Origin of the sequence: Gramella sp. MT6, from assembly GCF_019357415.1 — a bacterium.
Taxonomy (GTDB): Bacteria; Bacteroidota; Bacteroidia; order Flavobacteriales; family Flavobacteriaceae; genus Christiangramia.
The window spans coordinates 3205833-3232012 of the sequence record NZ_CP048410.1; the positions used below are offsets into that span (position 1 = coordinate 3205833).

General features: G+C 37.4%; 30 protein-coding genes and 1 pseudogene. 13 read left to right on the plus strand and 18 right to left on the minus strand.

The annotated features are described in order from the left end of the window. Position 1: 1 nt before the first annotated feature. The 3 genes from G3I01_RS14405 to ssb form a co-directional block, all read right to left on the minus strand. Positions 2-391: a BfmA/BtgA family mobilization protein gene (locus tag G3I01_RS14405; RefSeq protein ID WP_219548953.1), complete on the minus strand. Its 390-nt coding sequence runs from the start codon at positions 389-391 to the stop codon at positions 2-4. A 579-nt stretch (positions 392-970) separates the two neighbouring features. Continuing rightward, a complete protein-coding gene (locus G3I01_RS14410; protein ID WP_219548955.1) occupies positions 971-1420 on the minus strand; it encodes a JAB domain-containing protein in 450 nt (149 codons plus the stop codon). A gap of 74 nt (positions 1421-1494) precedes the next feature. After that, a complete protein-coding gene (ssb, locus tag G3I01_RS14415) occupies positions 1495-1854 on the minus strand; it encodes a single-stranded DNA-binding protein (protein WP_219548957.1) in 360 nt (119 codons plus the stop codon). Positions 1855-2538: 684 nt separating this feature from the next. Here ssb and G3I01_RS14420 point away from each other — a divergent pair. The 11 genes from G3I01_RS14420 to G3I01_RS14470 all read left to right on the plus strand — a co-directional run bounded on the left by G3I01_RS14420 (position 2539) and on the right by G3I01_RS14470 (position 9209). Next, on the plus strand, positions 2539-2904 hold the full coding sequence (locus G3I01_RS14420) for a metalloregulator ArsR/SmtB family transcription factor (RefSeq protein WP_219548959.1): 366 nt from the start codon (positions 2539-2541) through the stop codon (positions 2902-2904). 1 nt (position 2905) lies between these two features. Further along, a complete protein-coding gene (gene merTP, locus G3I01_RS14425; protein WP_219548961.1) occupies positions 2906-3529 on the plus strand; it encodes a mercuric transport protein MerTP in 624 nt (207 codons plus the stop codon). Next, positions 3530-4876, plus strand: a complete 1347-nt coding sequence (locus G3I01_RS14430) for an NAD(P)/FAD-dependent oxidoreductase (protein WP_219548963.1) — start codon at positions 3530-3532, stop codon at positions 4874-4876. It abuts the gene before it with no gap. A gap of 16 nt (positions 4877-4892) precedes the next feature. Continuing rightward, the gene (locus tag G3I01_RS14435) at positions 4893-5099 is read left to right on the plus strand and encodes a GDCCVxC domain-containing (seleno)protein (protein ID WP_219548965.1); all 207 of its coding nucleotides are present in this window, start codon (positions 4893-4895) and stop codon (positions 5097-5099) included. Positions 5100-5161: 62 nt separating this feature from the next. Further along, entirely contained in the window at positions 5162-5536 is a 375-nt protein-coding gene (locus G3I01_RS14440; RefSeq protein WP_037322012.1) for a metal-sensitive transcriptional regulator, read from the plus strand. Positions 5537-5684: 148 nt separating this feature from the next. Beyond that, positions 5685-5954, plus strand: coding sequence for a thioredoxin family protein (locus G3I01_RS14445; protein WP_219548967.1), 270 nt, complete (start codon positions 5685-5687; stop codon positions 5952-5954). A 346-nt stretch (positions 5955-6300) separates the two neighbouring features. After that, positions 6301-6606, plus strand: a complete 306-nt coding sequence (locus G3I01_RS14450; protein WP_219548969.1) for a hypothetical protein — start codon at positions 6301-6303, stop codon at positions 6604-6606. A 74-nt stretch (positions 6607-6680) separates the two neighbouring features. Further along, entirely contained in the window at positions 6681-7079 is a 399-nt protein-coding gene (locus G3I01_RS14455) for a hypothetical protein (protein ID WP_219548971.1), read from the plus strand. A gap of 10 nt (positions 7080-7089) precedes the next feature. Then, positions 7090-7929 (plus strand): hypothetical protein, encoded by an 840-nt coding sequence (locus G3I01_RS14460; RefSeq protein WP_011709207.1) that lies wholly within the window; start codon positions 7090-7092, stop codon positions 7927-7929. A gap of 41 nt (positions 7930-7970) precedes the next feature. Then, entirely contained in the window at positions 7971-8444 is a 474-nt protein-coding gene (locus G3I01_RS14465) for a heavy metal-associated domain-containing protein (protein ID WP_219548973.1), read from the plus strand. A gap of 315 nt (positions 8445-8759) precedes the next feature. Then, positions 8760-9209, plus strand: a complete 450-nt coding sequence (locus tag G3I01_RS14470; RefSeq protein ID WP_219548975.1) for a hypothetical protein — start codon at positions 8760-8762, stop codon at positions 9207-9209. A gap of 76 nt (positions 9210-9285) precedes the next feature. Here the strand turns inward: G3I01_RS14470 and G3I01_RS14475 are convergent. The 7 genes and pseudogenes from G3I01_RS14475 to G3I01_RS14505 all read right to left on the minus strand — a co-directional run. After that, positions 9286-9513, minus strand: a pseudogene (locus tag G3I01_RS14475) (tyrosine-type recombinase/integrase); the annotation flags it as partial. A gap of 192 nt (positions 9514-9705) precedes the next feature. Further along, positions 9706-10773 carry a PepSY-associated TM helix domain-containing protein gene (locus tag G3I01_RS14480; RefSeq protein ID WP_219548977.1) on the minus strand — a complete coding sequence of 356 codons (1068 nt, stop codon included), beginning with the start codon at positions 10771-10773 and terminating at the stop codon, positions 9706-9708. 71 nt (positions 10774-10844) lie between these two features. Continuing rightward, positions 10845-13229, minus strand: a complete 2385-nt coding sequence (locus G3I01_RS14485) for a TonB-dependent receptor (RefSeq protein WP_219548979.1) — start codon at positions 13227-13229, stop codon at positions 10845-10847. A 331-nt stretch (positions 13230-13560) separates the two neighbouring features. Further along, positions 13561-14085: a sigma-70 family RNA polymerase sigma factor gene (locus G3I01_RS14490; RefSeq protein WP_219548981.1), complete on the minus strand. Its 525-nt coding sequence runs from the start codon at positions 14083-14085 to the stop codon at positions 13561-13563. Between the two features lie 485 nt (positions 14086-14570). Further along, positions 14571-15824: a hypothetical protein gene (locus tag G3I01_RS14495; RefSeq protein WP_219548983.1), complete on the minus strand. Its 1254-nt coding sequence runs from the start codon at positions 15822-15824 to the stop codon at positions 14571-14573. Continuing rightward, a complete protein-coding gene (locus tag G3I01_RS14500; RefSeq protein WP_011709198.1) occupies positions 15796-16233 on the minus strand; it encodes a Rieske 2Fe-2S domain-containing protein in 438 nt (145 codons plus the stop codon). The genes G3I01_RS14495 and G3I01_RS14500 overlap by 29 nt, the downstream gene beginning before the upstream one ends. Next, positions 16230-17438, minus strand: coding sequence for a di-heme oxidoredictase family protein (locus G3I01_RS14505; protein WP_219548985.1), 1209 nt, complete (start codon positions 17436-17438; stop codon positions 16230-16232). Before G3I01_RS14505 ends, G3I01_RS14500 begins: the two co-directional genes overlap by 4 nt. Positions 17439-17827: 389 nt before the next feature. Between G3I01_RS14505 and G3I01_RS17155 the strand changes: the two genes are divergently transcribed. Together G3I01_RS17155 and G3I01_RS14515 are read left to right on the plus strand one after the other, a co-directional pair. Next, complete coding sequence (locus G3I01_RS17155; protein WP_257710853.1) at positions 17828-17965, plus strand: hypothetical protein; 138 nt, start codon at positions 17828-17830, stop codon at positions 17963-17965. Positions 17966-17972: 7 nt separating this feature from the next. After that, on the plus strand, positions 17973-18179 hold the full coding sequence (locus tag G3I01_RS14515; RefSeq protein WP_219548987.1) for a GDCCVxC domain-containing (seleno)protein: 207 nt from the start codon (positions 17973-17975) through the stop codon (positions 18177-18179). A 60-nt stretch (positions 18180-18239) separates the two neighbouring features. Here the strand turns inward: G3I01_RS14515 and G3I01_RS14520 are convergent, their stop codons facing one another. The 8 genes from G3I01_RS14520 to G3I01_RS14555 all read right to left on the minus strand — a co-directional run bounded on the left by G3I01_RS14520 (position 18240) and on the right by G3I01_RS14555 (position 26145). Continuing rightward, positions 18240-21320 (minus strand): efflux RND transporter permease subunit, encoded by a 3081-nt coding sequence (locus G3I01_RS14520; RefSeq protein WP_219548989.1) that lies wholly within the window; start codon positions 21318-21320, stop codon positions 18240-18242. Positions 21321-21338: 18 nt separating this feature from the next. After that, a complete protein-coding gene (locus G3I01_RS14525; RefSeq protein WP_219548991.1) occupies positions 21339-22835 on the minus strand; it encodes an efflux RND transporter periplasmic adaptor subunit in 1497 nt (498 codons plus the stop codon). Positions 22836-22850: 15 nt separating this feature from the next. Then, a complete protein-coding gene (locus G3I01_RS14530) occupies positions 22851-23132 on the minus strand; it encodes a hypothetical protein (RefSeq protein ID WP_219548992.1) in 282 nt (93 codons plus the stop codon). Between the two features lie 15 nt (positions 23133-23147). Continuing rightward, the gene (locus G3I01_RS14535; protein WP_219548994.1) at positions 23148-24332 is read right to left on the minus strand and encodes a TolC family protein; all 1185 of its coding nucleotides are present in this window, start codon (positions 24330-24332) and stop codon (positions 23148-23150) included. A 71-nt stretch (positions 24333-24403) separates the two neighbouring features. Beyond that, positions 24404-24784, minus strand: coding sequence for a hypothetical protein (locus G3I01_RS14540; RefSeq protein WP_257710637.1), 381 nt, complete (start codon positions 24782-24784; stop codon positions 24404-24406). 161 nt (positions 24785-24945) lie between these two features. Beyond that, the gene (locus G3I01_RS14545; RefSeq protein WP_219548996.1) at positions 24946-25368 is read right to left on the minus strand and encodes a sulfur reduction protein DsrE; all 423 of its coding nucleotides are present in this window, start codon (positions 25366-25368) and stop codon (positions 24946-24948) included. A 2-nt stretch (positions 25369-25370) separates the two neighbouring features. After that, complete coding sequence (locus G3I01_RS14550; RefSeq protein ID WP_219548997.1) at positions 25371-25772, minus strand: DoxX family protein; 402 nt, start codon at positions 25770-25772, stop codon at positions 25371-25373. 64 nt (positions 25773-25836) lie between these two features. Then, complete coding sequence (locus tag G3I01_RS14555; protein WP_219548999.1) at positions 25837-26145, minus strand: hypothetical protein; 309 nt, start codon at positions 26143-26145, stop codon at positions 25837-25839. Between the last annotated feature and the right edge of the window lie 35 nt (positions 26146-26180).

A 26180-nucleotide genomic window follows, 5' to 3' on the forward strand; every position in this document is an offset into this window, starting at 1 on the left:
TTTATGAGTCTTGTTGATTTCGTTCTTGATATTTGGGTTGTTTTTCTTCCGTATTTTTCTTCTCCAGGATCAGGGGTTGTTTTTTAGGTTCAGCTTCCTGGAACAAAGATTGCATCATGGCTACCGTTGGTTTGGTTTGTCCTTTCTCAATATCTTTTAAGATAGCGATGACTCCATTGATCCTTTTCTTGATCAGGTTTTCCAGGGTTTGCATTTTAGGGCCCATAGATTCCGTTGGAGAAATTCCATTATCCTCAAAAAACTCCAGCATTAAAAGCAAGGTCATGGATTTTGACATAGAAAGTTTTTTGCAATAGCTGTTGAATTTCTTTGCAACGGAAGCCTTCAGACTTATGCTCTTAAACCGTTCATATTCATATCCTTTATCCATTTTTCCGTGAAAATTTTGTTGATTTTACTGGGCTGTGAAGTTTTTTCCGTGAAAAAATGACTTCAAAAAGCTCTAAACCTAAATTAATTTAACTTTAATTGATTGATTATCAATTAATTAGTGTTGTAAGCCAGATATATAACGCGGCTTTGCCCGTTATCCTCTTGCTATTCCTTTTCGTCCCGCCAGGCGGGACGAAAATCTCATACAAATTGGACCAATGTCCAGTTGCATTTTGAGGAATAAAATTCCATTATGTAAAAAATTATGATTGGTAAGGATATCAGCGAAAGTCAAAAATTGGGATACCTTACATAAAATTATTTGCTGAAGTTCAGCTAATTAAATATACCATATTTTTTTTCAAAAAGAAATTAATATGCTATAGAATGGTGAAAATTTTAATTTTATTATTCATTTATTTCCATACTTGGAAAGTAAAAAGGAAGATTCAGGTAAAAGCGAAAGTTCTTTTTTTTAATTCCAGACTACCGGTAGCCAATAAAAAATCCAGAGATTAGAATAAAAAAAATACCCCTAAAGTTTTTAGAGGTATTTTATAAGGGATTAAAAAATAGTTTACAGGATACCTTCATCCGCAAAGCTTACATAATCACCATCTGGTGTCAGTATTAAATGATCCAGGACTTTAATATCTAACAGTTCCGCTGCTTTGGTAATTTTTAGTGTCAGGCGTTTATCTGCTTCGCTCGGTTTTAAAGTCCCTGACGGATGATTATGAGCAAGGATCACAGAACAGCTAAGGCTCTTGAGAATAACCGCAAACAAGATTCGTAAGTCTACGAGTGTCCCCGTAATTCCACCGGTGGAAACTTCAAAAATGCCTTTCACTTTATTTGCGTTATTAAGCAGCATTACTTTAAAAGTTTCCTGCAGGCCGATCTGGTCTTTGTTCCAGGTATTGTATAATAGTTCAGCAGCATTAACAGATGAACTTATTTTAGGCGCCTGAGAGATCTTAAAATTCCCCTGATATTTTATCGATATTTCATTAACTTTAGTTTTCATAATTAATCATTTTAAAGAGTTTTCAATGAAAAGAGGGCGTTACCGTGAGCAAGTACCCGCCCTCTTTTAATTAACTACTGCTGGCTTTCCGCCTTAGCAGTTCCATTGCCTAAAAGAAGAATTTCACTGGCTATCACTTCAGTAACATATCGCTTCTCTCCTTCTTTGGACTCATAGGATCGAGTGGTCAATTTACCTTCAATGGCAATTTCTTTTCCGGTGCCCACATAATTCTCTACGATTTCAGCGGTTTTCCCCCATGCCACAACATTGTGCCATTGTGTATCCTGTACTTTTTCTCCTTTTGAACTTTTATAAAATTCATTGGTTGCAATTGAAAAGCTGGCTACTTTTTTACCACTTTCAAGATTTTTGATTTCCGGGGTTTGCCCCACATTTCCGATTAACTGAACTTTGTTTCTAAGCGTACTCATAATTAAAAAATTTAAAAATTAATAATTGATTTACTTATTATATCCGGGGCGTTTTCCTGTTTTTGATTTTTTTACTTCGCTTCTGGGTATGTTGTTTTGAAATGATTTCATGAGATTTTTATTTGATTTACTTCCTATAGAGCCGTGTGCTGTTACCTTTTTTGATGCTGATACATTTTCAAGAATTAGAATTAGGGAAGACTTATAAAAAGGAGTATGCGACTGGCTTATGCAGTCTGGACTAACTTCTAAATATTGGTATTTTGCATTACAAAAAAGGTAGGAACAGCAACGGCCGGGAAGGAAATGGAAATGCTGAAATTAAAAAACAACCGGAAGTGAAGTAAATGAATAAATGGAATTCCTATTAAGCGGGCATCCTTTGTTACTTAGTTTATAGAATAAGGCTATAGAATTAGCACAACTTGTTATTTATCGAATACATCAAGAGAAAAAATTAAAAGGATGCTCAAGATATTCTTAAGAAAGCTCTTTACCCAAAATGGAGCATTTCGCTGAATGAAGCGGTAATGTGCTGACTGCTATACAACTCCTAGAATCATTGAAATTAATGGTCATAATCTCTTAAATGTATGAAGCAGAATATTTGTACTAACTATTATTTAAGTATTTGCTTAAATACGTATTTTATTATACCTTTGAAATCTAAATAATACATTCACCATGGAAATTACTTGTACAAGAGCCCAAGCTGATCATCAACAACTTCTCAATTGTAAAAATGTTCTTGAAAGAATGGATGATAATTTTCAGGATATGACCAAACTGTTATCGATTGCTGGTAGTGAGGTACGTTTAAAAATTTTATTCCTTTTGAACATGGAAGACGAATTGTGCCCTTGTGATATTGCTGATATTTTAGAAATGAGTGTACCTGCAATATCCCAACACATCCGTAAAATTAAAGATGCAGGTTTTATCTCCTCCAGAAGAGATGGGCAAACATTGTATTATTCATTAGTGAAGGATAAAACAGCTGTACTTAATACTATTTTCACTACTATCAAAATGGTTAAAAAAACTGCCTAAAATGAAAACTTCCAAAAAATCAAACAGTCCGGCATATTTGAGCATAGTTACTGCGATAACTGCTTCCGTATGTTGTATTACTCCCCTTTTGGCAATTTTAGCAGGTAGTAGTGGACTTGTCACCACATTTTCCTGGATAGAACCTTTTCGTCCCTATTTGGTTGCACTTACTATAGGAATTCTTGGTTTGGCCTGGTATTTAAAATTGAAACCTAAAACACAAGAAGAAATAGATTGTGCCTGTGACAAAGAAGCAAAACCATCTTTTTGGCAGTCCAAAAATTTTCTATTCATAGTTACAGCATTTGCCGGATTGATGCTGACTTTCCCTTATTATTCCAATATATTTTATGCACAGCCCAGCAAGGATATAGTGTATGTTTCTCAATCAAACATAATAAAGCACACCTTTGAAGTTGAGGGAATGACCTGCGCAGGCTGTGAAGCCCATGTAGAAAGCGAGGTGAACAAACTAGATGGCATTTTATCCGTAAAAGCGAGTTACAAAAATTCTAATACTGTGGTGGAATATGATAAAACTAAAGTTGATTTGGTCGTAATTCGAGAAGCAATAAATAAAACTGGTTATAAAGTAATCGATACAGAAAATAAAGAAGAGAAGTAGATGAAAAAATATGATGTATTTGTAATAGGTTCCGGGATGTCGGGTATGACCGTTGCTAATAAATGTGCCTCCAAAGGCCTTAAGGTGGGCATTACCGATGAACTTCCCTACGGTGGAACCTGTGCCCTAAGAGGCTGTGATCCTAAAAAGGTGATTATAGGAGCAACTGAAGTACGTGATTTTGCGCAAAGGCTTAAAGGAAATGGAATAGATACCGTACCAGAAGTCAATTGGGAAGATATTATGGCTTTTAAGCAATCTTTTGTGGATGCCATGCCTCCTAAAATTGAAAAAGGATATAAGAATAAGAACATAGACACTTATCACACTTCAGCTAAATTTGTATCTGATAACACCTTACAGGTAGGAGATGAAGTTATTGAAGCTGATAAATTCGTAATCGCAACAGGAGCAAAACCCCGGGTACTGGGTTTTGAAGGTGGAAATTTGGCCCTTTCAAGTACAGATTTCCTTAACCTGAAAAAGCTACCTGAATCACTTTTATTTATTGGAGGTGGCTACATTGCCTTTGAATTTGCCCATATCGCTGCGCGGGCCGGTGCCGATGTAACCATATTACATAGTGGAGAATTTCCTTTGGAAAACTTTGATCGTGACATTGTACAACATCTTGTGGAGGCAACCCAAAACCTGGGCATTAAATTGGTTTTGAAAACCGAAGTTTCTAAAATTAAAAAGAAAGAAGACCATTATGTAGTAGTAGGAAAATCAAATGGAAAAGAGGTCAATTATAAGACTGACTCTGTCTTTAACTCGGCCGGTCGTCCTCCCGCCATATTTGATTTAGATTTGGAAAAAGCAGGGATATCTTTTTCAAAAAAAGGAATCACGGTCAACGATTACCTCCAAAGCACCTCTAATCCTAATATTTATGCAGCGGGAGATTCAGCAGATTCTAAAAGCTTGCCCCTTACCCCTGTTGCGGTGATGGAAGGGCATATCGTGGCATCAAACATCATCAAAGGGAACAAGAAAAAAGTTAATTATCCACCAATGCCTTCCGTAGTTTTTACTTTACCTACCCTGGCATCAGTAGGATTAACCGAAGCAGAAGCCAAATCAAAACAGATAGAATATCAGGTCAATTATAACCATGCGGAAAGCTGGTTCAATGCAAAAAGACTGAATGTTAAAGAATATGCTTATAAAACGATTATTGATAAAGAGAATCAGACTATTCTTGGGGCACATTTAATAGGTCCTAACACAGAGGAAACCATCAATTTATTCGCCATGGCGATAAAAACCAAAATGAAAATCAATGAGTTAAGGACGATGATCTTTACGTATCCAACTTTGTCATCGGATATTCCTCATATGCTCTAAACAAAAATAATAGATTATGAAAATACAGCTAGTATCTACCATTACGTGTCCTGATTGCGGACATACGAAAGAAGAAGAAATGCCTACAACCGCCTGTCAGTTTTTTTACCAATGTGAAAATTGCAGTCAATTATTGAAACCAAAGGAAGGTGATTGCTGCGTTTATTGTTCTTATGGTACTGTTGCCTGTCCACCCATTCAGGAAGGAACAAATTGCTGCTAAAAACTTAAAATACTTTTGGTGACCTCCCCCACTCCAGATGTATCTTGCTGAAAATTAAAAGTATGATTCCTAGAGATCTAAGTAAAGATATAAAAACCCGCTTGCAGAGCATCAGCGGCCAGCTTAACGGGCTTATAAAAATGCTGGATGAAAATAAAGATCCAGAAAAGATCCTGATCCAGTTCAAAGCTGCGCAAAAAGGACTGGATAAGGCGCATTTTCTTCTTTTAGATGAAGTGTACCGCAAAGCTCTGGCGATCACAATTTCAGAAACGGTGGAAGCCTGTCCCGGTAATTGCGGTAATGAAGAGCGAATTGAATTCATAAGAAAACAATTCCCTGATCTTGAGCTTAACAGCCTTACCGATAAAATGAAGGAGGTTGATGAACTTAAACGAAGACTAGAATCTTATATTTCTGAAAATAGACCAGAGTAAAATATTCTTCTATTTAATTTAATACTATTTAAAATCTGTTTTACAAAAGCAGGTTTTTTTATTTGGAGACCACCCTGGTTCCGCTCTTATCTTTGAACTGTTCTTTGAAAATAAGGATAAAACTGATTGTTAAATTAAATTCATATAAATGAAAAGACAAGTAGAAATATTTACGGCAAATTGTCCGGTATGCGATCCGGTAGTGAAAATGGTAAAAGAATTATCCTGCGATAGTTGCGAAATTACCACCTATAATATGGTGGACCAATGTGATGATAAATCTTGTTTAACCAAGATGCAGGAATATGGAGTTAAAAGAATCCCCTCGGTGGCAGTTGATGGTAAATTGCTTGAATGCTGTACAAACAATGAGATCAGTAAAGAAAAGCTTATCGAAGCAGGAATAGGAAAAGCTTAATAAATATTCCATACTTAAAAAACCTGATAATTTATGGCAGCCAAAAATGGTTGCCTTTTTTGTTTGTAATCCAATTAAGATGTTAAATTTTTATTAATCAGCTTGCCTCCCCCCCAGGCTATGACCCGATCTTTGAATAGAGGTTCGGCTCTTAATCCTTTATTTCTGATTTTCGAACAGATCAGGAAGTAACTAAAACCATTTTAAATTATGAAACCATTAAGTTCAGAAATGCAAAAATGTATTGATGATTGCAACGCCTGTATCACGGCAGCCAGGATCTGCCTGGATCAACACCTGGGGGAACCCGACATGAAAGAATGCCACAAATTTTGTCTGGATTGTATTGCATTATGCACAGCCTGTGTTCAACTACTTGCAAGCCAGTCTGATTATTCAAAACGCCTATGTGCTATTTGTGCGGACTTATGTAAGGCCTGTGCGGATGAATGTGCAAAGTTTGACAGTGAAGTTTGCCAGCAATGCGCAGAAAAATGTCGAACCTGTGCCGAAAGCTGTAAAGAAATGGCAGCTTAAAAAAAATGTGAAATTTTTTTTAAAAGGAGCGGCTAAAAAGTTGCTCCTTTTTTATAAATGGGATTATAAAGTAGGGAAAAATACTATCCAATCTCTCATCCACAACCACCTATAAAAAAAAGCCTCTAGAAGTTTGGATACCACCCGGGCTTCCGGGGTACATTTAATCCCTTGTTTAAAAAAATAAAGATGTTTGCCAAAATAAAAGAAGATTTTGTAAGTATAGGATCGCTATTCACCTCCGTTTCCACACTCTTATGTTGCGCGTTACCATCATTATTGGTAGCTCTGGGAATGGGAGCTGTGGTGGCCGGCCTGGCTTCAGATATTCCCTGGTTGTTTAGCCTGAGCCGCTATAAAAACTGGACTTTTTTGATTGCCGGGGTAATGATTGGCTTTAACTTTTGGCTTTTCTACGGAAGAAAACGGCAGCAGAGTTGTGAAATAGATGAAGACGGAAATGAAACGGCCTGTGATACAGCAGCTAAATGGAGCAAAGGGATCTTATGGTTTTCCTTTGTGTTATATCTTTTTGGACTTTTTGCAGCCTATTTACTTTTTCCCATTCAAAAATTTTTAGAATTATAATATAATTAAAATGAAAAAATATTTTTTGATCCTGGGTATAGGATTATTGACACTGTATCAAGTAAAAGCCCAGGGACATGGCCCTATTTATGGTTTGCAGACGCCCACCCTGGCGAAAGGCGGTATAAACATGAACGCTGCCGGAATGAGCATAGCGACCGAAGACGAAGCCTCTTATATGCTTCGGTATACATTTTTCTATGGCATTACGGAAGATTTACAGGTTACTTTTACCACTCCTACTGTGATTGAGCGTCTGGAAAATGCTCCACGAACGCGTGGAAATAGTATGATGCCTTCCAATGGAGATATCGAGGCTGCTTTGTGGTATCGTTTTTTTTCAAATGCTTTTGGGGTAGGAAAGAGGTTTGAATCCACAGCAATTTTAGGGGTATCTGCCCCTACTGAGGATGTTCGCGGACAGGTAAATGTAGGGAACTCTATTCATGGCGCCATTTCTACGGGATATGCCTCACGTACGTGGTACGCCTGGTTAGGTGGCGGTTACCAATATTATTTTGAAAAGGACAACCAGCAATTAGGCGATTTACCCTATGCAAGCATGGTGATAGGTTATCGTCCCAATATCTTTATGGGGGATTACCCTAAACCTGACTGGCGGATATTTGTAGAATCATTGGCCGAATTTCCCGGAGATAATAAAGTTAACGGACAATTTTTTTCTACGGATGAACGAAGTAAAAAAGTATTGGTTGGTCCTTCTATTTTAGGACTTGCCGGGCCCTGGGGAATTTCCTTCGGGGCATTGTTCCCGGTGGTTCAGGATCTAATACCGAATACGCCCCGTGAAAAGTACCGGGTATCATTGAACATAAGTTATTGGCTATAACGGATATTAAAGGAGAATTTTAAACATAAAAAAAGAGTAAAATGAAAAGAATAGCATTAATTATGGTAGTGGCAGTGTTTGGGACCATAAGTTCCGATGCCCAAATCACCAAAGTAGATCAGGAAGTTTTTGGAATGGATTGTGCACCTTGTGCCTATGGCCTTGAACGCGGGCTTAAAAAAATGGATGGGCTGGAAAAGGTAAGGGTGAGTTTAAATGATGGTAAAGCTTATCTTGAACTTTCGGAAAATAATAGTTTAAGTCTTAAACAAATCCAGGAGGAAGTCAAGAAAAATGGTTTTTCCGCCAAAAAAGCTGAAGTAGTCATAGAGGGAAAATTAATTAAGAAGAATAATAATTTTCAACTCCATACTGAAACTGAAACTTACAGTCTTTCTGGCGATCTGGTATCAGAACTAAAACCTGGAAAGATGAAACTTAAAGGAATTGTTCAGGACGAGGAAGATGACGATTTACCCAGTCATTGGAAAATAAATATCATCTGGATTTTTTAGCAATTTATAGCTAACCTATAGAAATATAATTAATGGTAGACTCTTTTTACAGCCCCTACATTTTTTAGGTATAGAAGAAGAAGAAGAAGAAGATTCCTTCAAGGCAACCATCACATGCACACACGAAATTTTTCAAGCTCACTTTATATAGAGCTGTTTGATATATGATCATGAAAACTTTTAAATAAGGATTTTTTGAAATTACTTCCCTAGAATTTACATAAAGAACTGGATCTTAATATCGTCCATAAACCTTATTAAGAGGTAATTGCAAAGTTTATGTATTTTTGCAGGGAACCTTATAAATTCACTCCCATGAAATCAATGAAATTTGTAATTCCTATTCTATTTTTAACAACCCTTTTTATTGGTTGTTCAAATAATGATGACCAGGAAGATCTGGTAGTCGCTGAAGTTAGTGTCAACAATTCTGTATTATTTGATGACACCAGTGATTTTGATGGTGACATTGATGGAGATTTTACCGGCAATGGAGGATCTACTACCAGAACCTTTACCTGGAATAATTCTGAACCTACGGCAGATTATAATGCCGATATCACCGCTACTGCCAATGGTTCTTTTAGAATGGTTGTTAGGGACGCCAACAATAATTCTGTTCTTGACCGGTCTTTATCAGGTGCATCTGAGCCAGATTCATTTTCAGGTGTTACTCAAACTGGAACATCCGGCCTGTGGTCTGTAACTATCACCTTAACCAATTTTAAAGGAGATGGAAGCTTTTCTTTGAGTGAAGGAAATTAATTTGCTTTTTTAAAAAGATCTCTTGAAACTTCAAGAGGTCTATTTGGTTATAATTGTGAGCAACCACATATTTCTTTTAATCATTCAACCTTTGCTTCAAATTATCAATATCTGAGGATATTTTGGAATCAATTACCTGGGCATAAATCTGGGTAGTGGAAATTTTATGAGGTCCTAGCAACTTGGAAACTGTTTCTAAAGGTACGCCATTGGCCAAGGTTACTGTAGCACCAAAAGTATCTCTAGCAGTATGAAAGCCTAAATTTTTTCTGATTTTTACTTCTTTAGCGATTTCCTTGAAATAAATAGGCAAGCCCGGTATAACAAGCAAAACAAATATATACCCATTCAATTGCAAGCTTGGCTTTTTCAGTTCGTAGTTTAATTCTTGAGGGTTCCCAATTTTAGAACCTTGCTTAGTTTAATATGACCTTTAAATCAAAATTTATTCGAAAATAAAGAGTTTAAAAAAAATCAAACTAAACACTTTTCGACGTTATCTTACCCTTCTAAAATAATAAAATCTGAGACCAGAAATAAATAATATTAAGGGGACAAACCCAGAGATAAAAACAAAAATTCTCCCCATCATGCCTGCCATTTCTCCAATATGGATCGGATAAAATTGTGCTGCTATTTTTTCACTAATGGGATCACTGTCAAAAGAGGTTACATAATTAACTTTACCATTTTGATCTACTTTTAATTCCTTGGTTTTTCTAAGACCCGGTTTTATAAATCGGTTTTTAATATATCTAAATCGATACTCTTCATTTCCGTCTTGTGGAAAATAAATTGCCCGGAGTGCATATTGGTTGTCTGGAGTCTTCAATAAATGTAATATATTAAACTTGGTATCTACTAGGATCTCTTTTTTAGGTTCTATATTACCCATAAAACTATCCATTAACTTTAAACCGTCCTTATAGTAGCTGTGGTAAGTAAAATATCCACCAGAAAAAGCCATTACAACCAAAGGAAGGAAAAAAATTATTCCAAGTGACTTATGTACATCGTAGTTAAATATTTTTTTATTTCGTTTCCATTTAATTTTGACTCCCTTTTTAAAATTTGATTTATACTTTTTCCACCATAGAAATAAACCGGAGGTAAGAAGAAATAAGCAAAATATAATGGCACTACCACCCACAATGTATTTGCCAATCTTTGGAATTCCAAGAGTTCGATGGATCTTCAGTAAATCTTCAAAAAATTTTATGGAAGCTGATTTTTTTCCTAAAGGTACTCCCGTCTCCGGATGATAATAAAGGGTTTGACTATTCTTATAAAGAATGGAAACCGTCTCCTGCTCTCGATAAGGTAGGAGTATCTTTGCTATAGTATCTTTCTGACTCCTATAAAGTTCTGAGGTAGTTTTTAATAATGTCTTTTCCGAAAGAGTATTAGTGGATTCCGTTAGTAGTAAGCGTTGATTTAAGGCCGCCGTTATTTCCGGCTGCCATACATACATCGAACCAGTGAGTCCTGAAATCGAGGCCAAAACCCCACAAGTTAATCCTAAAAAAAGATGTATTTTCTTAACTATTTTTGAAAATGCTTTCAAGCAATAAATTTTAGTGTAAAATGGTAGTCGCTACTTCTGAATATCCATTCTTAATAACGACTACCACGATTTTAAAAATTATAAGTTACACCTAGACGAGCATTCGCTCCCTCCCCAGCTGTAGTAAAAGACCTTAATGGCGCCGCCCATTGAGATCTTGCCGGTAAATAATACTCATTAAGAAGGTTATTGATACCCAAGAAAACATCAATATTACTTTTAATTTGGTAGGTGGCCGTTAGATTTACCAGGGTATATCCATTTACAGGAAATTCCGTATGCCTAAAAGCATAATTTCCTTCCCCATCCTGAAAAGGAGAAAACCTGTTTCGATCTCCTAAACTCATAACATTCAATGAAGTATTAAACTGTTCTGTTGGCTTCCAGGTAACATAGGCCGTTAATTTTGGAGCAGAAATGACATCACCACCAACATAACTTAAATTATTTTCATCATCGTTTGGGTTTTTAAGCCCTTCCACATACGAATAAGAAGTCCCAATAAGTAGTTTATTGCTTGGGAGAGCATAATCTATTGCTACCTCTCCACCGAATATTTTCTGAGGTTGTTCAGAAGGTATAAACGAGTTTAGTTCATCACTAAATACAACACCAGTACCTAAATTAGAGGTGCTGTAATATCCTACCGCCTCTAAACGAAGATTATTAAATTTTGAAATAAACCCGAATTCATAATTATTGGTAACCGCGGGCTCCAGTTGAATGTTGTCTATACTTTCAGCTCTTGCAGATCTTAAAATAGAACCTAAATCAGCTATGGAGAAACCCTGGGAATAGCTAATGTAGGGAATGAATTCCTGATGTTCAATATACCGGACTCCCATATTAAATGCCAGATTATCGAACGCTAGCTCTCCGCCCTGAACGGAGACCGAAGGATTAAAGTTACCATCTCCTTTAGGTGAATAGGGAAGTGTATTATAATTGGCAATATCCATTTTCAAATCATCGTATCGTAATCCAGCTTTAAGCGTCCATTTTTTATCTAGTTTTAAAGTGGTTTGTAAATACGGTGCTACACCCATAAGTTCAATATTTGGAACCCAGAGCCTTCCATCCAACAGCCCCTGATTAGTCTTATCTCGTAAAAGATCCAGTCCATAGATCAGAGATATATTCATATCGCCAGACGGGCTGAACTGAGTATTAAAATTAGGTCTTAAGCCATACTTTTCTGAATTGATCACGGATTGCCCTCCTCCTTCGAATTTATCGGAATAAAAGAAAATACTTTTGGCTTTGGAATAATATAGATCAGTTTCAAAATCTGTAGTACCGGAGAAAATATTATTTAGATTATATTTTAACCTCCCATTTACCAATTCGGAACCAGTTGGCTTCTGTCCAGGAATTGATCCTTCGATACCATAACCGGGTTCCAACGAGTAGTCTCCTTCTTCATTAAACACCTGAATATTTGCAAGAACTGGAATAAAGGGAGAATCCTGAAGGGATTTATAAAGATTCCCGTTCATAGTTATTTTTTGATTAGAAGAAAGGAGATATTCCAGTTTACCATACGTACTGTAAATATCGGTATTATCAAATCCATAGGTGGGTAGTAATGGTGTGCCCTCCGCATCGTATTTATTCCCGGTATGTTCTATACTTCCGCTTACATAGTAACTAAGCTTATTAAGTTGTCCGGAAAATGATTGGTATACTCCGTATCCCAGAGCATCTTCGGTACTTGAAAGTTGGGATGTTCCCCAAATATTAGTAGTGCCACTCAAATTTTCTGAAGTGGTAGGATTCTTAGTGATGTAATTGATAAAGCCGCCATTCCCGCCATTTCCAAATATTGAAGTAGCTCCTTTGATTACTTCGACTCTGCTTATATCGTTAGGATTAATACTTTTAATTCCCAATTGTCCGTTTCGTAGCGGTGTTGATTGAGGGATTCCATCAACCATAACGAGTAATGATCTACCCCTTAATGTTTGTCCCCAATTCGAAAATGTTCCTGTACTTACAGCAAGACCGGGCACTGTATATGCTAGAATCTCATTAATATTGGAGGATATTTTAGTGAATTCCCGAAGCTTTTCTGAGTTCACCACCGTAACAGAAGCTGGGATTTCTGAAAGATATTCCGGGTTCCGGCTCGCAGAAATTACCACTTCATCCAAACTGCCGTATGTTTCCTGCAGGTTTACATTATAGGTTGTTAAGGAATCTGGTTTAACTTCTATCATTTGCTCTATAGTTTGGTACCCCAACATTTTGACCGCTACCCTCCAGTTTCCAGGGGGAATCTCTTGGAGTTTATATAACCCGTCAAAATTTGTAGTAGTTCCTTTTTGTAATTCCTCGATATAAACGGAGGCACCTGCCATAGGTCCATTTGTTTCATTTTTAATTTCACCTTTTAATCCAGATTGGGAGAAAGCAGAGAGGCTAAAGGCCATTAAAGCCAGAAAAGTAAAGTATTTCATTATTCTTATTTAGATTTATTAAAAATAATTACAAATATAGAAGCCCCTTTTAATTACACAAAGAAAATTTGATTTTTTTAAATGGCGTGGAGTGGAGTGATCACAGCCCTCTTAAAGATCATTAATAGATTATTTTTTGATTTAATCTGATGTTTAAAGCAGTTTTTTATTCAAAAAAAGATTGCTTTAAAAAATATGATGCTAAGAAACAACTAAAGTTAAAATGCTATCCCTTTGTCCGTTTTTAATCGTTTCATTATGAAATGCTAAAATCCTATTATTTACCAATACCTGTTATCTGCGATGGATTTGTGGGCGGATGTATTTTTAATTATGATTTACAAATAGAGCAATTGGATTCACCAATTAATTTGCCATCTTTATCAAACTCGTATTTACAACAATCATTGAATTTTTGTTTTAAAATATCTTTAGCTCTTCGTATTCTAGCCTTGACATTTGTATGACTTATTTCTAAGATTTCTGCTGCTTCCTTTTGTTTTAGTCCTTTGATATAAACCAGTTCAATTATTTTTTTATAAATATCTGGTAATTCATATACGAATTTATCAAAACAGCATATAGTCTGATATTTTTCTGAAGCAGTTTCATTCTGTGAATTAACACTCGGTAAATAAACAGATTCTTTATTGAAGTAGTTTGCTATCTCGTTTCGAGCAATTTGAAAAATCCAAGCTTTTACTTTTTCATCATTCTCAAGTTGATGTAATTTTTTATGGATTTTTAAAAATGTATTTTGAAAAATATCATTTGTAGCACTTTCATTTTTGACTTTTTTGAGAATAAAGAAGAATAGCTCTTCATTGAAATTGTTCCAAACTTTTTGAGTCTCCATAGTTCAAAAATAAATAAAGGTTAGCTTTTAACCAACCTTTATTCAATTCAGCAACAATCGCATTTACCACATTCACATTTTGTACAAGGGCAATTTTTTTCTAAACAATTTATGCAATTACATTTAGTGCAATCACAATTAGTGCATTTACAATCATTCATGCTTATAAATTTTACAATTTACTATGGAGACCTTTAAATTTCTAAAAAGATACATTTTAATTGATTTTTTTTTAGAATATGGACGCAGACTCATTTTGTCCATGATATATTTTACGCAAGTCATGAAAGAAGGAAAAGAAATATAAAACTGAATAAGAAGCATTTTATTGATTAAGCTTTGCACCTGGAAACATTTTCTCAACTTGTCTAAAAACTGAGATAATTTTAAGCCTTCTGATTCGAAATATTGTAATTAGCAATAAAATAAAACTAATCATGCTAACCCAAGCAGCCTACTCCATTTGTTAAAATTGCATATCATTCTTAAAAATAGGTACTAAAACCTAGGTACCAGGTGGCCGTTTTGGTGGCAGGATTATTTAAAATGTCTTTCTGCCACTGATAACGATAATTCAACCTTAAAACCGTTGCAGGAGACGGTCTAAAACTAATAGAAGGGGTAACCGCAATTAAATCATCCCCTATATTTGTATTAGTTTGAGTGAAGTTACCAATATTAAAATCTACATAATCTGTCCTTGCGGAGACGTTTAAGGATGCATTTTCCCAACCGAACATTTTCTTTTGCAACACTGGTTGAACTACATCCAGAAAAAATCCTGCTTGTTTATCTCCAAACTGTTGCGTAAATGTTTTTGGCACATCCACCCACACATAAGCGCCTTCTCCAACAATATAAGTGCCGGTTGATTCAATAGTAGTGCTAAGATCAATAGCCAAGACATCCACCCTCCTATTCTTTTCATCTATCTGTAGTCCATCTTCCATTACACGATTGTATGTACCGCCCATATAAGAAAAACCAACCTCACCTATATTTCTATTTCCTATAGCAAGTTTTGTAGTAATTAAAGGGTCACCGCTGAAATTTTCTTCAAAACGCTCTTCATTTTCTTTAACGGATGAAAGAGAGGTTCGATCTTTTGAATTATTAATTATACTATTGTCAAATCCATTTGAGAGGTATGCTTCATATCCGATAATCCAATCTCCAGTATTTGTTTTACCATACATTCCAAAACCTGCATTAGAAAAAGTGACGGGTAGTAATTTTACTGCCACATCAGGTCTTTCTACAAACTCCCATTTAGGACCATCGTGATTTTGATTAAAAGCACCGATTGGATTCAAGATTATTCCACCTCGTAAATTGAGAAGAGGATCAAAGGAGATATCCATAGCAGCAAATTCTATGGCAATCTCTTTACCTCCCTCTTCAAACTCTACTTCCGTTAAAAATTTAATTCTTTTGTTAATTGAAGCAGACAGAAATAATGTTAAACGTCGTGCTTGAAAAGATAATCCTTCTGTCAATCCATCTTCCACTGCATATATCGAATTGGCTTCAAGATATCCCCCAATAGATACCGGAGCTTTATTTATTGTTAGAGCTGGTCGATTGTATACCGCATCCATGTTAAGTTGAGTATCTGTTGTATCTGACTTCGTTCTTTTAAGTATATCATCCTCGTTTTGGGCTATTAAATTTCCACTGAGGGTGAACAATATTAAGGTAATGATCAAATAATTAGGAGAATAAAATATAGATGTTTTCATCGTCTGTTTTCGTTGGAAATGTTTTTAGTTTTTGTTCAGCAGGTCCTTGTAATACGGTTCCTTCATTGGAAAATTGGCTTCCATGGCAAGGACAACTATAGATACCCCCACCAACATTAAGCTCACACCCTCGATGAGTGCATTTTAGTAAGGAAGCTATATAGTCTTCACCAACTTTATATAGACAAATAGGGAATCTGTATTTGTTATTTTGTATAAGGACAAACTCTCTTTTAGACACCTTGTTATTTTTTTCAAGAATAAACTCATGCTTCGCTATGGTTATCTTATCTACCTCTTCCTTTGCTGTAGCATAGTAAATTCCACTGCATGAATGTAAAAAACCTAAACTTGGTATTGTTATAGCAACAGAGGAAAGGGTTTGGATAAATTTTTTTCTTTTCATCATAATGAATTTATAAATTCAAGTAGTTGCTTTTTTTCCTGATCCGATAGGGCATTGAACTCATCCCTTGAATTTTTGGCTTCACCGCCATGCATCAAAATGGCTTCCTCAATACTTCTTGCCCTGCCATCATGTAAAAGAAACAAACCTCCTCCTTGTGAGTTTTCAGAAAGGCCAATTCCCCATAGCGGAGGGGTTCTCCATTCGGATGTTTCAGCAAAACCTTCGGTATATCCATCGTCCAGACCAGGACCCATATCATGAAGTAGTAAATCTGTATAGGGATGAAATTCTTTATTAGATAGTGCTTCGATAAGCGAATATCCTGTTTTCATGCTTGGGGTATGGCAGGCAGCACATTGAATTCGGGAAAAAATTTGTTTGCCAGATACAACATCAGGATCATTTTGATTTCGAGGTATCGGAGCTTTTAAGGTTTTTAAATAAAAAACCACCTCGTTAACTACCTGAGTACTGATTTCCGGGTCCTCTTCCAGCCCGCTATAAGGATCTATAGGTTCAAATAACGATGTAATACCTATATCTTGATTATACGCACCTACTGTTTGATGCAATAAGTCATAACTAATTGCCTTTTTACCAAACCTAAAAATATATTTACCTCCACGTGAAATACTATTCGGCCGAATTTGAACATATTCAGGAGGATATGCGAAATGAGCTCTACCACTTATTCCGTCGCCATTCTCATCATAAGGATCGGCTAGAGAAAGTATACTTTCATCTGGAACAGCATCCAAAAAACCTAATCCTGTGACCGCAGGCGCAACCAAGGTTGTGAAGGGTGCTCCTGGAGGTAGCTTTTCAGGCTGAAACCCCTGAATTGCTTTATTCTGTAATTGATTTTTACCATCCCCAAAGTCTGCAAAAGGATTTCCTAAAGTATCACTTTGACCGAATCTTATAAATTGATTAAACGGGTGACCTTTACCATCCCCAGAATGACAACTAACACAGCTAGTACCTACGAAAACGGGGCCGAGTCCAGTTTCTGCAGTAAATACTTCATCATTGAACGCTATATCCCCATTCAAGAACTGAATCTGTTCTTCGATTGATAATCCTTCTACAGGCCCATCAAGAAGTTCATTTTCCTTTGGAGGAACAGGACCATATTCATCAGCCAATTTTTCGCAGGATGTAAAAAAAGCGATAGAAATAATCAGACAAAACCATTGTTTTTTCATTACCTAAAATATTATTTAGGCAAATCTAAATTTTATTTTTAACATATACCGTATAAAAACCAGGTTAATCTAAATATAAATTTTTCGCTGTTATAAATAATCTTATTGAGAAAAGGAGAGTGAGCTTCAGGATGTCTTTATAAAATTAGCTAATAGATCACCTATTTCTTAGCAAAAAGTGCTACCTAGACATCGTGAAAAGAGAGGAATTATTCGATAATGCCATCTGTGATTTTTACTTTGCCTACCCTTGCATCAGTAGGATTGACCGAAGCAGAAGCCAAATAACAACAGATTGAATATCAAGTTAATTATAACACTGCGGAAAGCTGGTTTAATGCAAAACGATTATTGATAAAGAAAATCAGACTATTCTTGGCGCACATTTAATAGGCCCTAACGAGGAGGAAACCATCAATTTATTCGCCATGGTGATAAAGACCAAAATAAAAATCAATGAGTTAAAGACGATGATATTTACGTATCCAACATTGTCATCAGATATCCCTCATATGATTAAAAAATAAATAGATTATGGAAATAGAACTAGTTTCTACCATTACGTGTCCTGATTGCGGACATACGAAAGAAGAAGAAATGCCTACAACCGCCTGTCAGTTTTTTTACCAATGTGAAAATTGCAGTCAATTATTGAAACCAAAGGAAGGTGATTGCTGCGTTTATTGTTCTTATGGTACTGTTGCCTGTCCACCCATTCAGGAAGGAACAAATTGCTGCTAAAAATGAAAAGCGGACTCTATATCGAGCCCGCCAATTTTTTTTTAAAATTTTAGAAGTCGATTAATCTTTCCTCGTAACTAATTCATACACACAAGGTATTACTACCAGGTTCAGTACCGTTGCTGAAAGCAATCCACCCAGGATTACAACAGCCATTGGGCTTTGGATCTCACTTCCCGGTTCGCCTCCTTTTAAGGCAAGTGGAATAAGTGCTAATCCAGTTGTAAACGCTGTCATTAAAATTGGATTTAATCTGTCGAGCGCACCAGATTTAATGAGCTCATATCCTCTAAGGCCTTCCTTCCGCAGATCTTCATATCTCGAAACCAGCAAGATTCCATTTCGTGTCGCGATCCCAAATAAACTGATAAAACCTATCGTGGAAGCTATACTTACAATTCCTGAAGTAAAGTATACGATTAAGATTCCACCAATCAAAGCCAGGGGTAAATTGATAAGCACAACAAAAGCGAGTTTCACATTGTTGAATTCAAAATACAATAAGAGAAAGATCACGAAGATTGCAATAATTGCAGTGATCAACAGCATTTGTGAAGCTCTCGATTCACTTTCAAATTGCCCACCGTATTGTACCCTATAGCCTTCGGGAATATTCACCGAAGAATTCACGGTTTCTTGAATTTCTTCTACCGCACTTCTCAAATCCCGACCCTGCACATTCGCAGCAACCACGATCTTCCTTTGCACATCTTCCCGGCTAATGGTATTCGGACTGCTTACGGACGAAACATTAGCGAGCTGTTCCAATGGAACCTGTGAACCATTTGGCAATCCAATCAAAGCGGTTTTGATTTTCTCAATGCTGTTTCTCACATCCTCCTTATAACGAACCACCAGGTCAAAATACTTCTGACCTTCATAAATTTCACCCACTTCGTGACCGGCAAAGGCGATATCTACCTGCTCCATTAACTGTCCTACGGTCATTCCATAAGCTGAAAGGATCTGTCGTTTTGGGCTTATTTTGATCTGAGGTACTTCGATCTGCTGATCAACAGCTACATCGGCAAGCCCATCGATAGGAGTAATATTCTCCTCCACGTTTTTACCTATTTCATATAGCTGTTGTAAATCGGGTCCAAAGATCTTGATCGCGATATTGGCTCTCGTACCTGAAAGCATATGGTCGATACGGTGGGCAATTGGCTGTCCCAGCGTAATATTAACCCCCGGAACGATACTTAATTTCTCCCGTACCTCTTCAAAAAACTCCTCCTTCGATTTATCTTCAAGGGTGAATGGTACATCGATCTCGGCGGCATTTACTCCCTGGGCATGCTCGTCCAGTTCAGCTCTACCGGTCCTTCTGGTAACCACATCCACTTCAGGCATTTCAAGCAATAATTGCTCTACCTGGTTTCCAGTCTTATTACTTTCTTCTAGCGACATGGATGGAGGCCCCACCACACTTATCACTAGTGATCCCTCGTTGAATTCAGGAAGAAAACTTCTTCCTAATTGCGTAAATAACGCAATACTCAGTAAAAAAGCAACCACTGTTACCGCGATCACGGTCTTAGGGATCTTTAAGGCTCGATTTAGAATATCGGCGTAAGCCTTCTGTAACCATCTTTCCACTTTTGTTCCTTCGGACTGCTTTTTCAGCATTTTCTCCTTTTTCAAAAGATAGCTACACAGCACCGGAGTAACGGTTACCGCTACAATCAGCGACGTCAATACAGAAGTGATAAAAGCAATTCCCAGCGGTTTGAGCAATCGACCTTCCATTCCGCCAAGGAAAAACAGTGGCACAAAAGAGACAATAATGATAAGGGTTGCTATGATAATAGAACTTCTAATTTCCACCGATGCATCCCTTACCACGGTGATCACCGACTGCCTTTCAGCTTTTGGTTTTCGAATATTTTCGCGCAGGCGTTTATAAACATTCTCCACATCAATGATAGCATCATCTACCAGTGCTCCAATTGCAATTGCCATCCCTCCCAAACTCATAGTATTGATGGTATAGCCCAGCATTTTTAATACGATAATCGATACCAATAACGAAATTGGGATCGCCAGTAGTGAAATTAGGGTAGTACGCCAATTCATCAGGAAAATGAATAACACAATGACCACAAAAAAAGCTCCTTCAAGCAAGGTCATATTCAGGTTACTGATGGAAGCATCAATAAAATCTGCCTGTCGGAAGATCTGACTTTTGATCTCGACGCTTTCCGGCAGACTGGTTTCCAGTTCGGCAATGGCTTCATCCAGTCTTTCCGTAAGCTCGAGGGTATTTACATCGGGCTGCTTGGAAATTGTTAGGATAACCGCCGGTTCCGCATTCAGCGAACCATCACCTATCTTATCAGCAGCTCCTATTTTCACTTCTGCCACATCCTTGATCTTGATACTCTGGCCGTTCACCTGTTTTACCACAGCTTCTTCCAGATCATCTATCGCATAAGCCCTACCACTTCCTTTGATGATGTATTGATTTCCGTATTGATTAAGAAAACCACCGGGAGCATTCGTATTCGCCTCTTTAACCTTCTCGGTTAATTCGTCGAGACTTACATCGTAATATTTCATTTTTCCGGGATCGGCAAAAACCTGGTATTGTTTATAGTCTCCTCCAATCACCACCACGTTTGCAATCCCTCCGATGGCTTTAATCCGTGGACGGATCTGCCAGTCAGATAATGTTCTTAGTTCCATTGGGCTAAGACTATCTGAAGTGACTCCCAATAGCATTACTTCTCCCATAATCGAGGAGATGGGTGCCATGGTAGGCGCTCCTATTCCTGTAGGCAGGTTTTCACGAACCATTGGAATACGTTCACTTACGATCTGTCTTGCCTTGTAAATATCAGTACCCCAGTCGAATTCAACCCAAACGATGGAGATCCCCGCGGCTGAGGAAGAACGAATCCTTCTTACATTCGGCGAACCGTTCATCGCGGTTTCGAGCTGGTAAGTTACTAGTTTCTCTACCTCTTCACTCTCCATTCCGTGAGCTTCCGTAAGTATGGTCACGGTAGGCGCGGTAAGGTCTGGGAATACATCCACGTTCATAGTACGTGCGAGGTAAAACCCGGTGACGCTCAGTACCACAGCCGCCAGAAGGACCAGAAGCCTGTTTTTAAGTGAAATTGATAATATTTTATTTAACATCTAATTTCTATTTCAATATTAATGATCATGCCCATGAGCAGGTGTTTGTCCGGACATTGAAGCCATCTTAACCTGGTAATTTCCGGTGGTCACGACAACGTCTCTGGCCTCAAGTCCGCTAAGTACCTGTGCATTCTTTCCGTTTCGTTTCCCGATCTTTACAGGTCTTCTTTCAAAATTTTCTCCGCCGGTTTGTACGATCACAGAATAATTACCATAATCCTCGAGCAGTGCAGCTTCAGGCACCACAATTCCGGTTTCAGCTTCTCCAAGTGCAATTTGGACTTCAGTAAAACTGCCTTCGGGCATTTCAACTACATCGTTCACTTTAATAAAGACAGGGATCATTGGTTTGCGATCTTCCACTTCCTTCCCTACGGAAACAATCGATCCATCTTCTACTTCACTCCAGGTCCCTTCATCATTTCTGTACCATACACTCGCAATAGCTTCTTTACTTGGATTATGAGAGGCACTTAATTGCGTTTTAAGCAAACGTGATTTGTCAGTTCCAATGCTAACAAGATTAGCTCCCTGTTCTACGTAATCCCCGTTTGAGGTGCTTATGGATTTTATAAATCCGCCAAAAGGAGCCCTGATCTGCTTCCCGCCAGCTCCGTAATTGGAGGCAAGTGCACGGTAATTAGATTCGGCTACCCGAAAGTCGCTTTCCACCCTTTCAAATTCCGCTTTGGGCACAATTTTATCCTCATAAAGTTCCTTTTTTCGTTCATATTCAGCTTTCGCTTGATCGTACCTGGCTTTGGCCTGAGCGATTTCTGCCTGGATATTATTGGAAGAAAGTCCTTCGCTGCTCAAAGTCATCAACAGCTGACCTTTTTTCACCTCGGTACCTTCCGTTAAGTTATCTAAAGCAAAATTCACTATTCCATTAGCTCCTGCTGCAAGGGACTTATATGTTCCCGGAGCGGCTTGCCATACTCCTGATGTATGCACAATGTCATAAACTTCACCATCTGTAACAGGCTCTGTTTGAAAATCGATCTTCCAGGCCTGCTCCTTTAAAAAGCTAATGCCGGCATCTTCAGCTTCCGTTACATTTTCTGAAGCTTCCGCAGCCGAGGCATACACCTGAACATCTTCAATTACGATCCTGTCTGAATACTCAGGAGTTTTCAGATCAAAAACCAGGTCGTAAGTCCCAGGTCTTTTTGGCTGTAAAGCGGGTGAAAAAATTCCGGGTGAAGACGGCGATTCCACCTTATGCCGAATTCCGCTATCTCCTTGAATGAGACTTACCGTAACCGAACCCTTCCGAACCGGCTGGTGTTTATCCAGAACAGTAAAATGGGCGGCAAATTTGCTGGTTTTTCCTTCCACTAAAGCCGGAAACTCCACGAAAAGCTCCGTCTGATCTGTCCAGATAGTTTTGCTGATCGCAGGAACTTCTGAGCCTACGTGATTTCCTTCTGCATCGTGCGCATGGCCTTCCTCCTCGTTATTTCCGCAGGAAAAAAGGAAAAGCGAGATACATACTATATAAATATATTTCATGTCTAATATTGTTTTTTAATGATCCTTATGCTCCGTCCCGTCATCATGTGAATGATGATCAGACTCTTCATGCATATCAAGTGAGTCTTCACCAACCTTGAACTCTTCCTGTTCCATATGATCTTCGTCCATATGACTACCGTCTTCATTATGTGGATGACCATGCTCTTCCTCCTCATGGGGATGAGCTTCAGCTCCTTCCTCATGTTCATGTCCATGATCTTCTTTTGCAGTATCTCTACAAGCTGAAAACCCTAATACTAATATTGCCGCGAAAAATAAATTCTTGAAATTCATATTATTTAATTTTAATTATAATTGATGTTTTAAAAGTGTTGCTTTAAGCTGAAGAAGTTCTTTTTCCATCTCCAGCATATTGTTATAAGCCTGACGGTAGAACTCTACTTCCCGGTAATAATCCAGAAATGAAAATTCCCCAAGTTCGTAGGCTTTAAATAAAAGTTCTTCGGAATTCAGATCCTGAAAAGTTTCCTGATATTCCTCGTATTTTCTCTTTAATAATTGATATTGCTGATAGTCTTCCTGAAATCGGGTGTATAGTTCAGCCGTTTCAGCGCCAGTGTTCGCCTGGTTATATTCCAAATTTGCCTCTGCCGCTTTTACCTTATTCTTGCTGTTCCAAAGCGGAATTGATAGTCCGCCTAAGAAACCGGAATAATTGCTAGAATTCACTCCCTGGTAATTATACCCAATGCTTAGATCTGGAAGAATCTTATTCTTTTCCAGTTTTACCTGCTGCTGGGCAAGATTCTCTCGAGCTTTTAACTGCTTAATTTCGGCATCTTCGGAAAGTTTTTCTTCCCAAAGCGTCTGCATTTCGGCCAATTCAGGATCTTCGAAAAATTGGACCTCTTCAGCCTCAATTGTATTTCCACCGTTCAATTTCTGAAGTTCTAGAAGTGTATTCCTGATCCTGATGTTAATCCGATCCAGTTCAAACTGCTCCTGTAACCAGGCTACTTTGGCTTTATTCAATTCCAGGATACCGATTTGTTCTGCATTGAATAAACGCTGAATTTGATCATACACCTGTTTGGACTGCTCCACTCTTTTTTCCTCCAGCTCTTTTCGTTTTTGCAAAGTCTGTAATTCCAAAAGCTGCTTTTTGGCATTCAGTAATATTTTCTGACTTAGCGTCTCGTACTCCAGTTCCAGCAATTCCTTTTGCTTTTCAATTCGCTTACTTCGCGCTCCATAAACTGTAGGAAACTCGAATTGCTGAGAAACCTGATATTCTGTATAATCACCAGTTTGATGCTCGCCGAAAGGAAGGTAAAAGGCTGAAACCTCGGGATCCTGCAAGTTATTCTCTGACTTATTAGCAAGATTCTGACTAGCCATATAAGACTGATATGCCTTGAGTTGTCTGTTATTCTGGCTAATCTGCTCCAAAATGCCATTCATACCGGTATCTTGGGCAAATGAGCCCATAGATATTAGTATTCCGCATACAGCGGAAACTATATTTCTGTACATAAATTTTGATTTTAGTTTAATCTATACGATAAGGTCAGCCAGCTATTTTAAATAGTGGCCTGACTAGTTGATCAAACTAAGTCGGGAGGTCCCCGAAGTGAGAGTAAAGATAAATAGGGATTAAAATAATCGTTGGGAGGCTGATAAATTTCAAAATTTTCTGAATCCTGATCAGCTAAAACCCAATTACCTAAATAGTATTTATTTGAAGCTTTCTTTTTAGCTTCGGTATTTTGAACCCTGACGTCCTCGGAATATTCCTTAATAACCGGAATTTCGTTGGAAGCACTCGTATGAGAATGAATAGCCAGCAAATAAGACAAGAATCCGCCTTGCTTATCTTCCTGCTTCTTTTCGTGGTGATGAGCTTCACCGGAATGATGATGTGCAACCTCGTTATTCTCCTCCTGATGTTCATGGTGTGCATGCGGTATGACCTGATGAAAAGACATCAGCATAAAAACGCCAAGAAGAAATAGGGACTTTATTTGATTTTTTGTTTGCACTGATTACAAAAGTAATAATTTATCACAGAGATTTGAGGAAAATTGTATAAACCATAAGAACCTTAGCTCTTATGGTTTATACTTCAACTAATTAACTTACTGACTACTTAGAGTTCTATACTCAAATAACCTTTTTTCTGCAGCTGAAAATCATGCAGGATACCATTGTCCACAACTTCAAGTTCCTCTGGGATATCTTCTTTATTAACTTTAAACTTTTTTAAGGAGAACCCACATACCACAATTTTCACGTGAGCTTTTTCAGCTTTTTCAATAAAGTCCATCATCACTTCTTTGTTTGTAAGTTCCTCTACGGTTTTTCCACAGATAATCGCTTGGAAATCCCCGAAACTCTTCCCATCTTCTTCCGCCAGCGCTTCAGCGGTTAAAATAATTGGCTGAAGTTGGGGGATCTTTTTCGTAAGCACCACATAATTATGTGAATGATCCTCTTGTTTGGATGTTTGTGCGTTTAGAGTATTCGAAAATGTGAGTGTTAAAAGAAATACTCCTAGAATTAGCTTTCTCATAATTATTGTTTTTTAAATGTTTGAATATCGTTTAATATAAAAAATAGAAGTCCTCCTAATATGGCTATATTTTTAAAAAGAGGACCTAAAGTGTGAATTTGTCCTACCTGGACAGTTAAAGTAATTGGTATTATCACTGACGCCAGAGCTATTGCCGCCAATCGGGTTTTATAGCCGATAAGTAGGCAAAATCCGGCGATCATCATAACAATTCCCGATATGATCACTAAATATTCAGGATTACCAAAGAAGTAGGCAATGCCTTTAAACCTCGCCTGGTCAATTCGATTTAGCGTTTTTTCCAGATTCAAAATATGGTTAAAACTCGCCACTAAAAATATTCCGCTAAGTAAAATGCGAAATAGCTGTACCGATCTATAGGATACAGAAATAGTTGCTTTCATATAATTCAATAAAATTCGTGAATAAATAAGCCTGAAAAATATAATTTTCCAAACCATCTTAATGCTAAGACATTATTGAATATTTTGGAGGGGGATATAATTTTCTGGGATGTATGCTTATAACCAATGGCCTTACATATACAAATTCCCTAAAATCCAAATCCCTGATTTCAGGAATTTCTTTTTCTGCAATAAGTTGATAATTATTAGAACAGGTCCTAGCCAGTTTTAGTAACTGAACCGGAGAAGAGGATTTAAAATGTTCACCTGTTTCCTTAATATCATTATTTTTCTTTTCACAGAGAGGATTTAAAACTACTACCCTATCAGTACTGAGTAAAAAACTAAAAATATCAGTATCTACGGTGATCAATTTTCCCGAAAAAACCATCACCAGAAATATCGCTA

What these genes read in the sequence shown, in the direction of transcription:
- G3I01_RS14445 (WP_219548967.1), top strand. Translation starts at nt 5,685, where the DNA reads ATGAAAAGACAAGTAGAAATATTTACGGCAAATTGTCCGGTATGCGAT.
- merTP (WP_219548961.1), top strand. Translation starts at nt 2,906, where the DNA reads ATGAAAACTTCCAAAAAATCAAACAGTCCGGCATATTTGAGCATAGTT.
- G3I01_RS14460 (WP_011709207.1), top strand. Translation starts at nt 7,090, where the DNA reads ATGAAAAAATATTTTTTGATCCTGGGTATAGGATTATTGACACTGTAT.
- G3I01_RS14490 (WP_219548981.1), bottom strand. Translation starts at nt 14,085, where the DNA reads ATGGAGACTCAAAAAGTTTGGAACAATTTCAATGAAGAGCTATTCTTC.
- ssb (WP_219548957.1), bottom strand. Translation starts at nt 1,854, where the DNA reads ATGAGTACGCTTAGAAACAAAGTTCAGTTAATCGGAAATGTGGGGCAA.
- G3I01_RS14520 (WP_219548989.1), bottom strand. Translation starts at nt 21,320, where the DNA reads ATGTTAAATAAAATATTATCAATTTCACTTAAAAACAGGCTTCTGGTC.
- G3I01_RS14430 (WP_219548963.1), top strand. Translation starts at nt 3,530, where the DNA reads ATGAAAAAATATGATGTATTTGTAATAGGTTCCGGGATGTCGGGTATG.
- G3I01_RS14455 (WP_219548971.1), top strand. Translation starts at nt 6,681, where the DNA reads ATGTTTGCCAAAATAAAAGAAGATTTTGTAAGTATAGGATCGCTATTC.
- G3I01_RS14545 (WP_219548996.1), bottom strand. Translation starts at nt 25,368, where the DNA reads ATGAGAAAGCTAATTCTAGGAGTATTTCTTTTAACACTCACATTTTCG.
- G3I01_RS14405 (WP_219548953.1), bottom strand. Translation starts at nt 391, where the DNA reads ATGGATAAAGGATATGAATATGAACGGTTTAAGAGCATAAGTCTGAAG.
- G3I01_RS14515 (WP_219548987.1), top strand. Translation starts at nt 17,973, where the DNA reads ATGGAAATAGAACTAGTTTCTACCATTACGTGTCCTGATTGCGGACAT.
- G3I01_RS14435 (WP_219548965.1), top strand. Translation starts at nt 4,893, where the DNA reads ATGAAAATACAGCTAGTATCTACCATTACGTGTCCTGATTGCGGACAT.
- G3I01_RS14505 (WP_219548985.1), bottom strand. Translation starts at nt 17,438, where the DNA reads ATGAAAAAACAATGGTTTTGTCTGATTATTTCTATCGCTTTTTTTACA.
- G3I01_RS14535 (WP_219548994.1), bottom strand. Translation starts at nt 24,332, where the DNA reads ATGTACAGAAATATAGTTTCCGCTGTATGCGGAATACTAATATCTATG.
- G3I01_RS14550 (WP_219548997.1), bottom strand. Translation starts at nt 25,772, where the DNA reads ATGAAAGCAACTATTTCTGTATCCTATAGATCGGTACAGCTATTTCGC.
- G3I01_RS14465 (WP_219548973.1), top strand. Translation starts at nt 7,971, where the DNA reads ATGAAAAGAATAGCATTAATTATGGTAGTGGCAGTGTTTGGGACCATA.
- G3I01_RS14410 (WP_219548955.1), bottom strand. Translation starts at nt 1,420, where the DNA reads ATGAAAACTAAAGTTAATGAAATATCGATAAAATATCAGGGGAATTTT.
- G3I01_RS14485 (WP_219548979.1), bottom strand. Translation starts at nt 13,229, where the DNA reads ATGAAATACTTTACTTTTCTGGCTTTAATGGCCTTTAGCCTCTCTGCT.
- G3I01_RS14530 (WP_219548992.1), bottom strand. Translation starts at nt 23,132, where the DNA reads ATGAATTTCAAGAATTTATTTTTCGCGGCAATATTAGTATTAGGGTTT.
- G3I01_RS14500 (WP_011709198.1), bottom strand. Translation starts at nt 16,233, where the DNA reads ATGATGAAAAGAAAAAAATTTATCCAAACCCTTTCCTCTGTTGCTATA.
- G3I01_RS14440 (WP_037322012.1), top strand. Translation starts at nt 5,162, where the DNA reads ATGATTCCTAGAGATCTAAGTAAAGATATAAAAACCCGCTTGCAGAGC.
- G3I01_RS14525 (WP_219548991.1), bottom strand. Translation starts at nt 22,835, where the DNA reads ATGAAATATATTTATATAGTATGTATCTCGCTTTTCCTTTTTTCCTGC.
- G3I01_RS14470 (WP_219548975.1), top strand. Translation starts at nt 8,760, where the DNA reads ATGAAATCAATGAAATTTGTAATTCCTATTCTATTTTTAACAACCCTT.
- G3I01_RS14540 (WP_257710637.1), bottom strand. Translation starts at nt 24,784, where the DNA reads ATGTCTTTTCATCAGGTCATACCGCATGCACACCATGAACATCAGGAG.
- G3I01_RS14420 (WP_219548959.1), top strand. Translation starts at nt 2,539, where the DNA reads ATGGAAATTACTTGTACAAGAGCCCAAGCTGATCATCAACAACTTCTC.
- G3I01_RS14495 (WP_219548983.1), bottom strand. Translation starts at nt 15,824, where the DNA reads ATGAAAACATCTATATTTTATTCTCCTAATTATTTGATCATTACCTTA.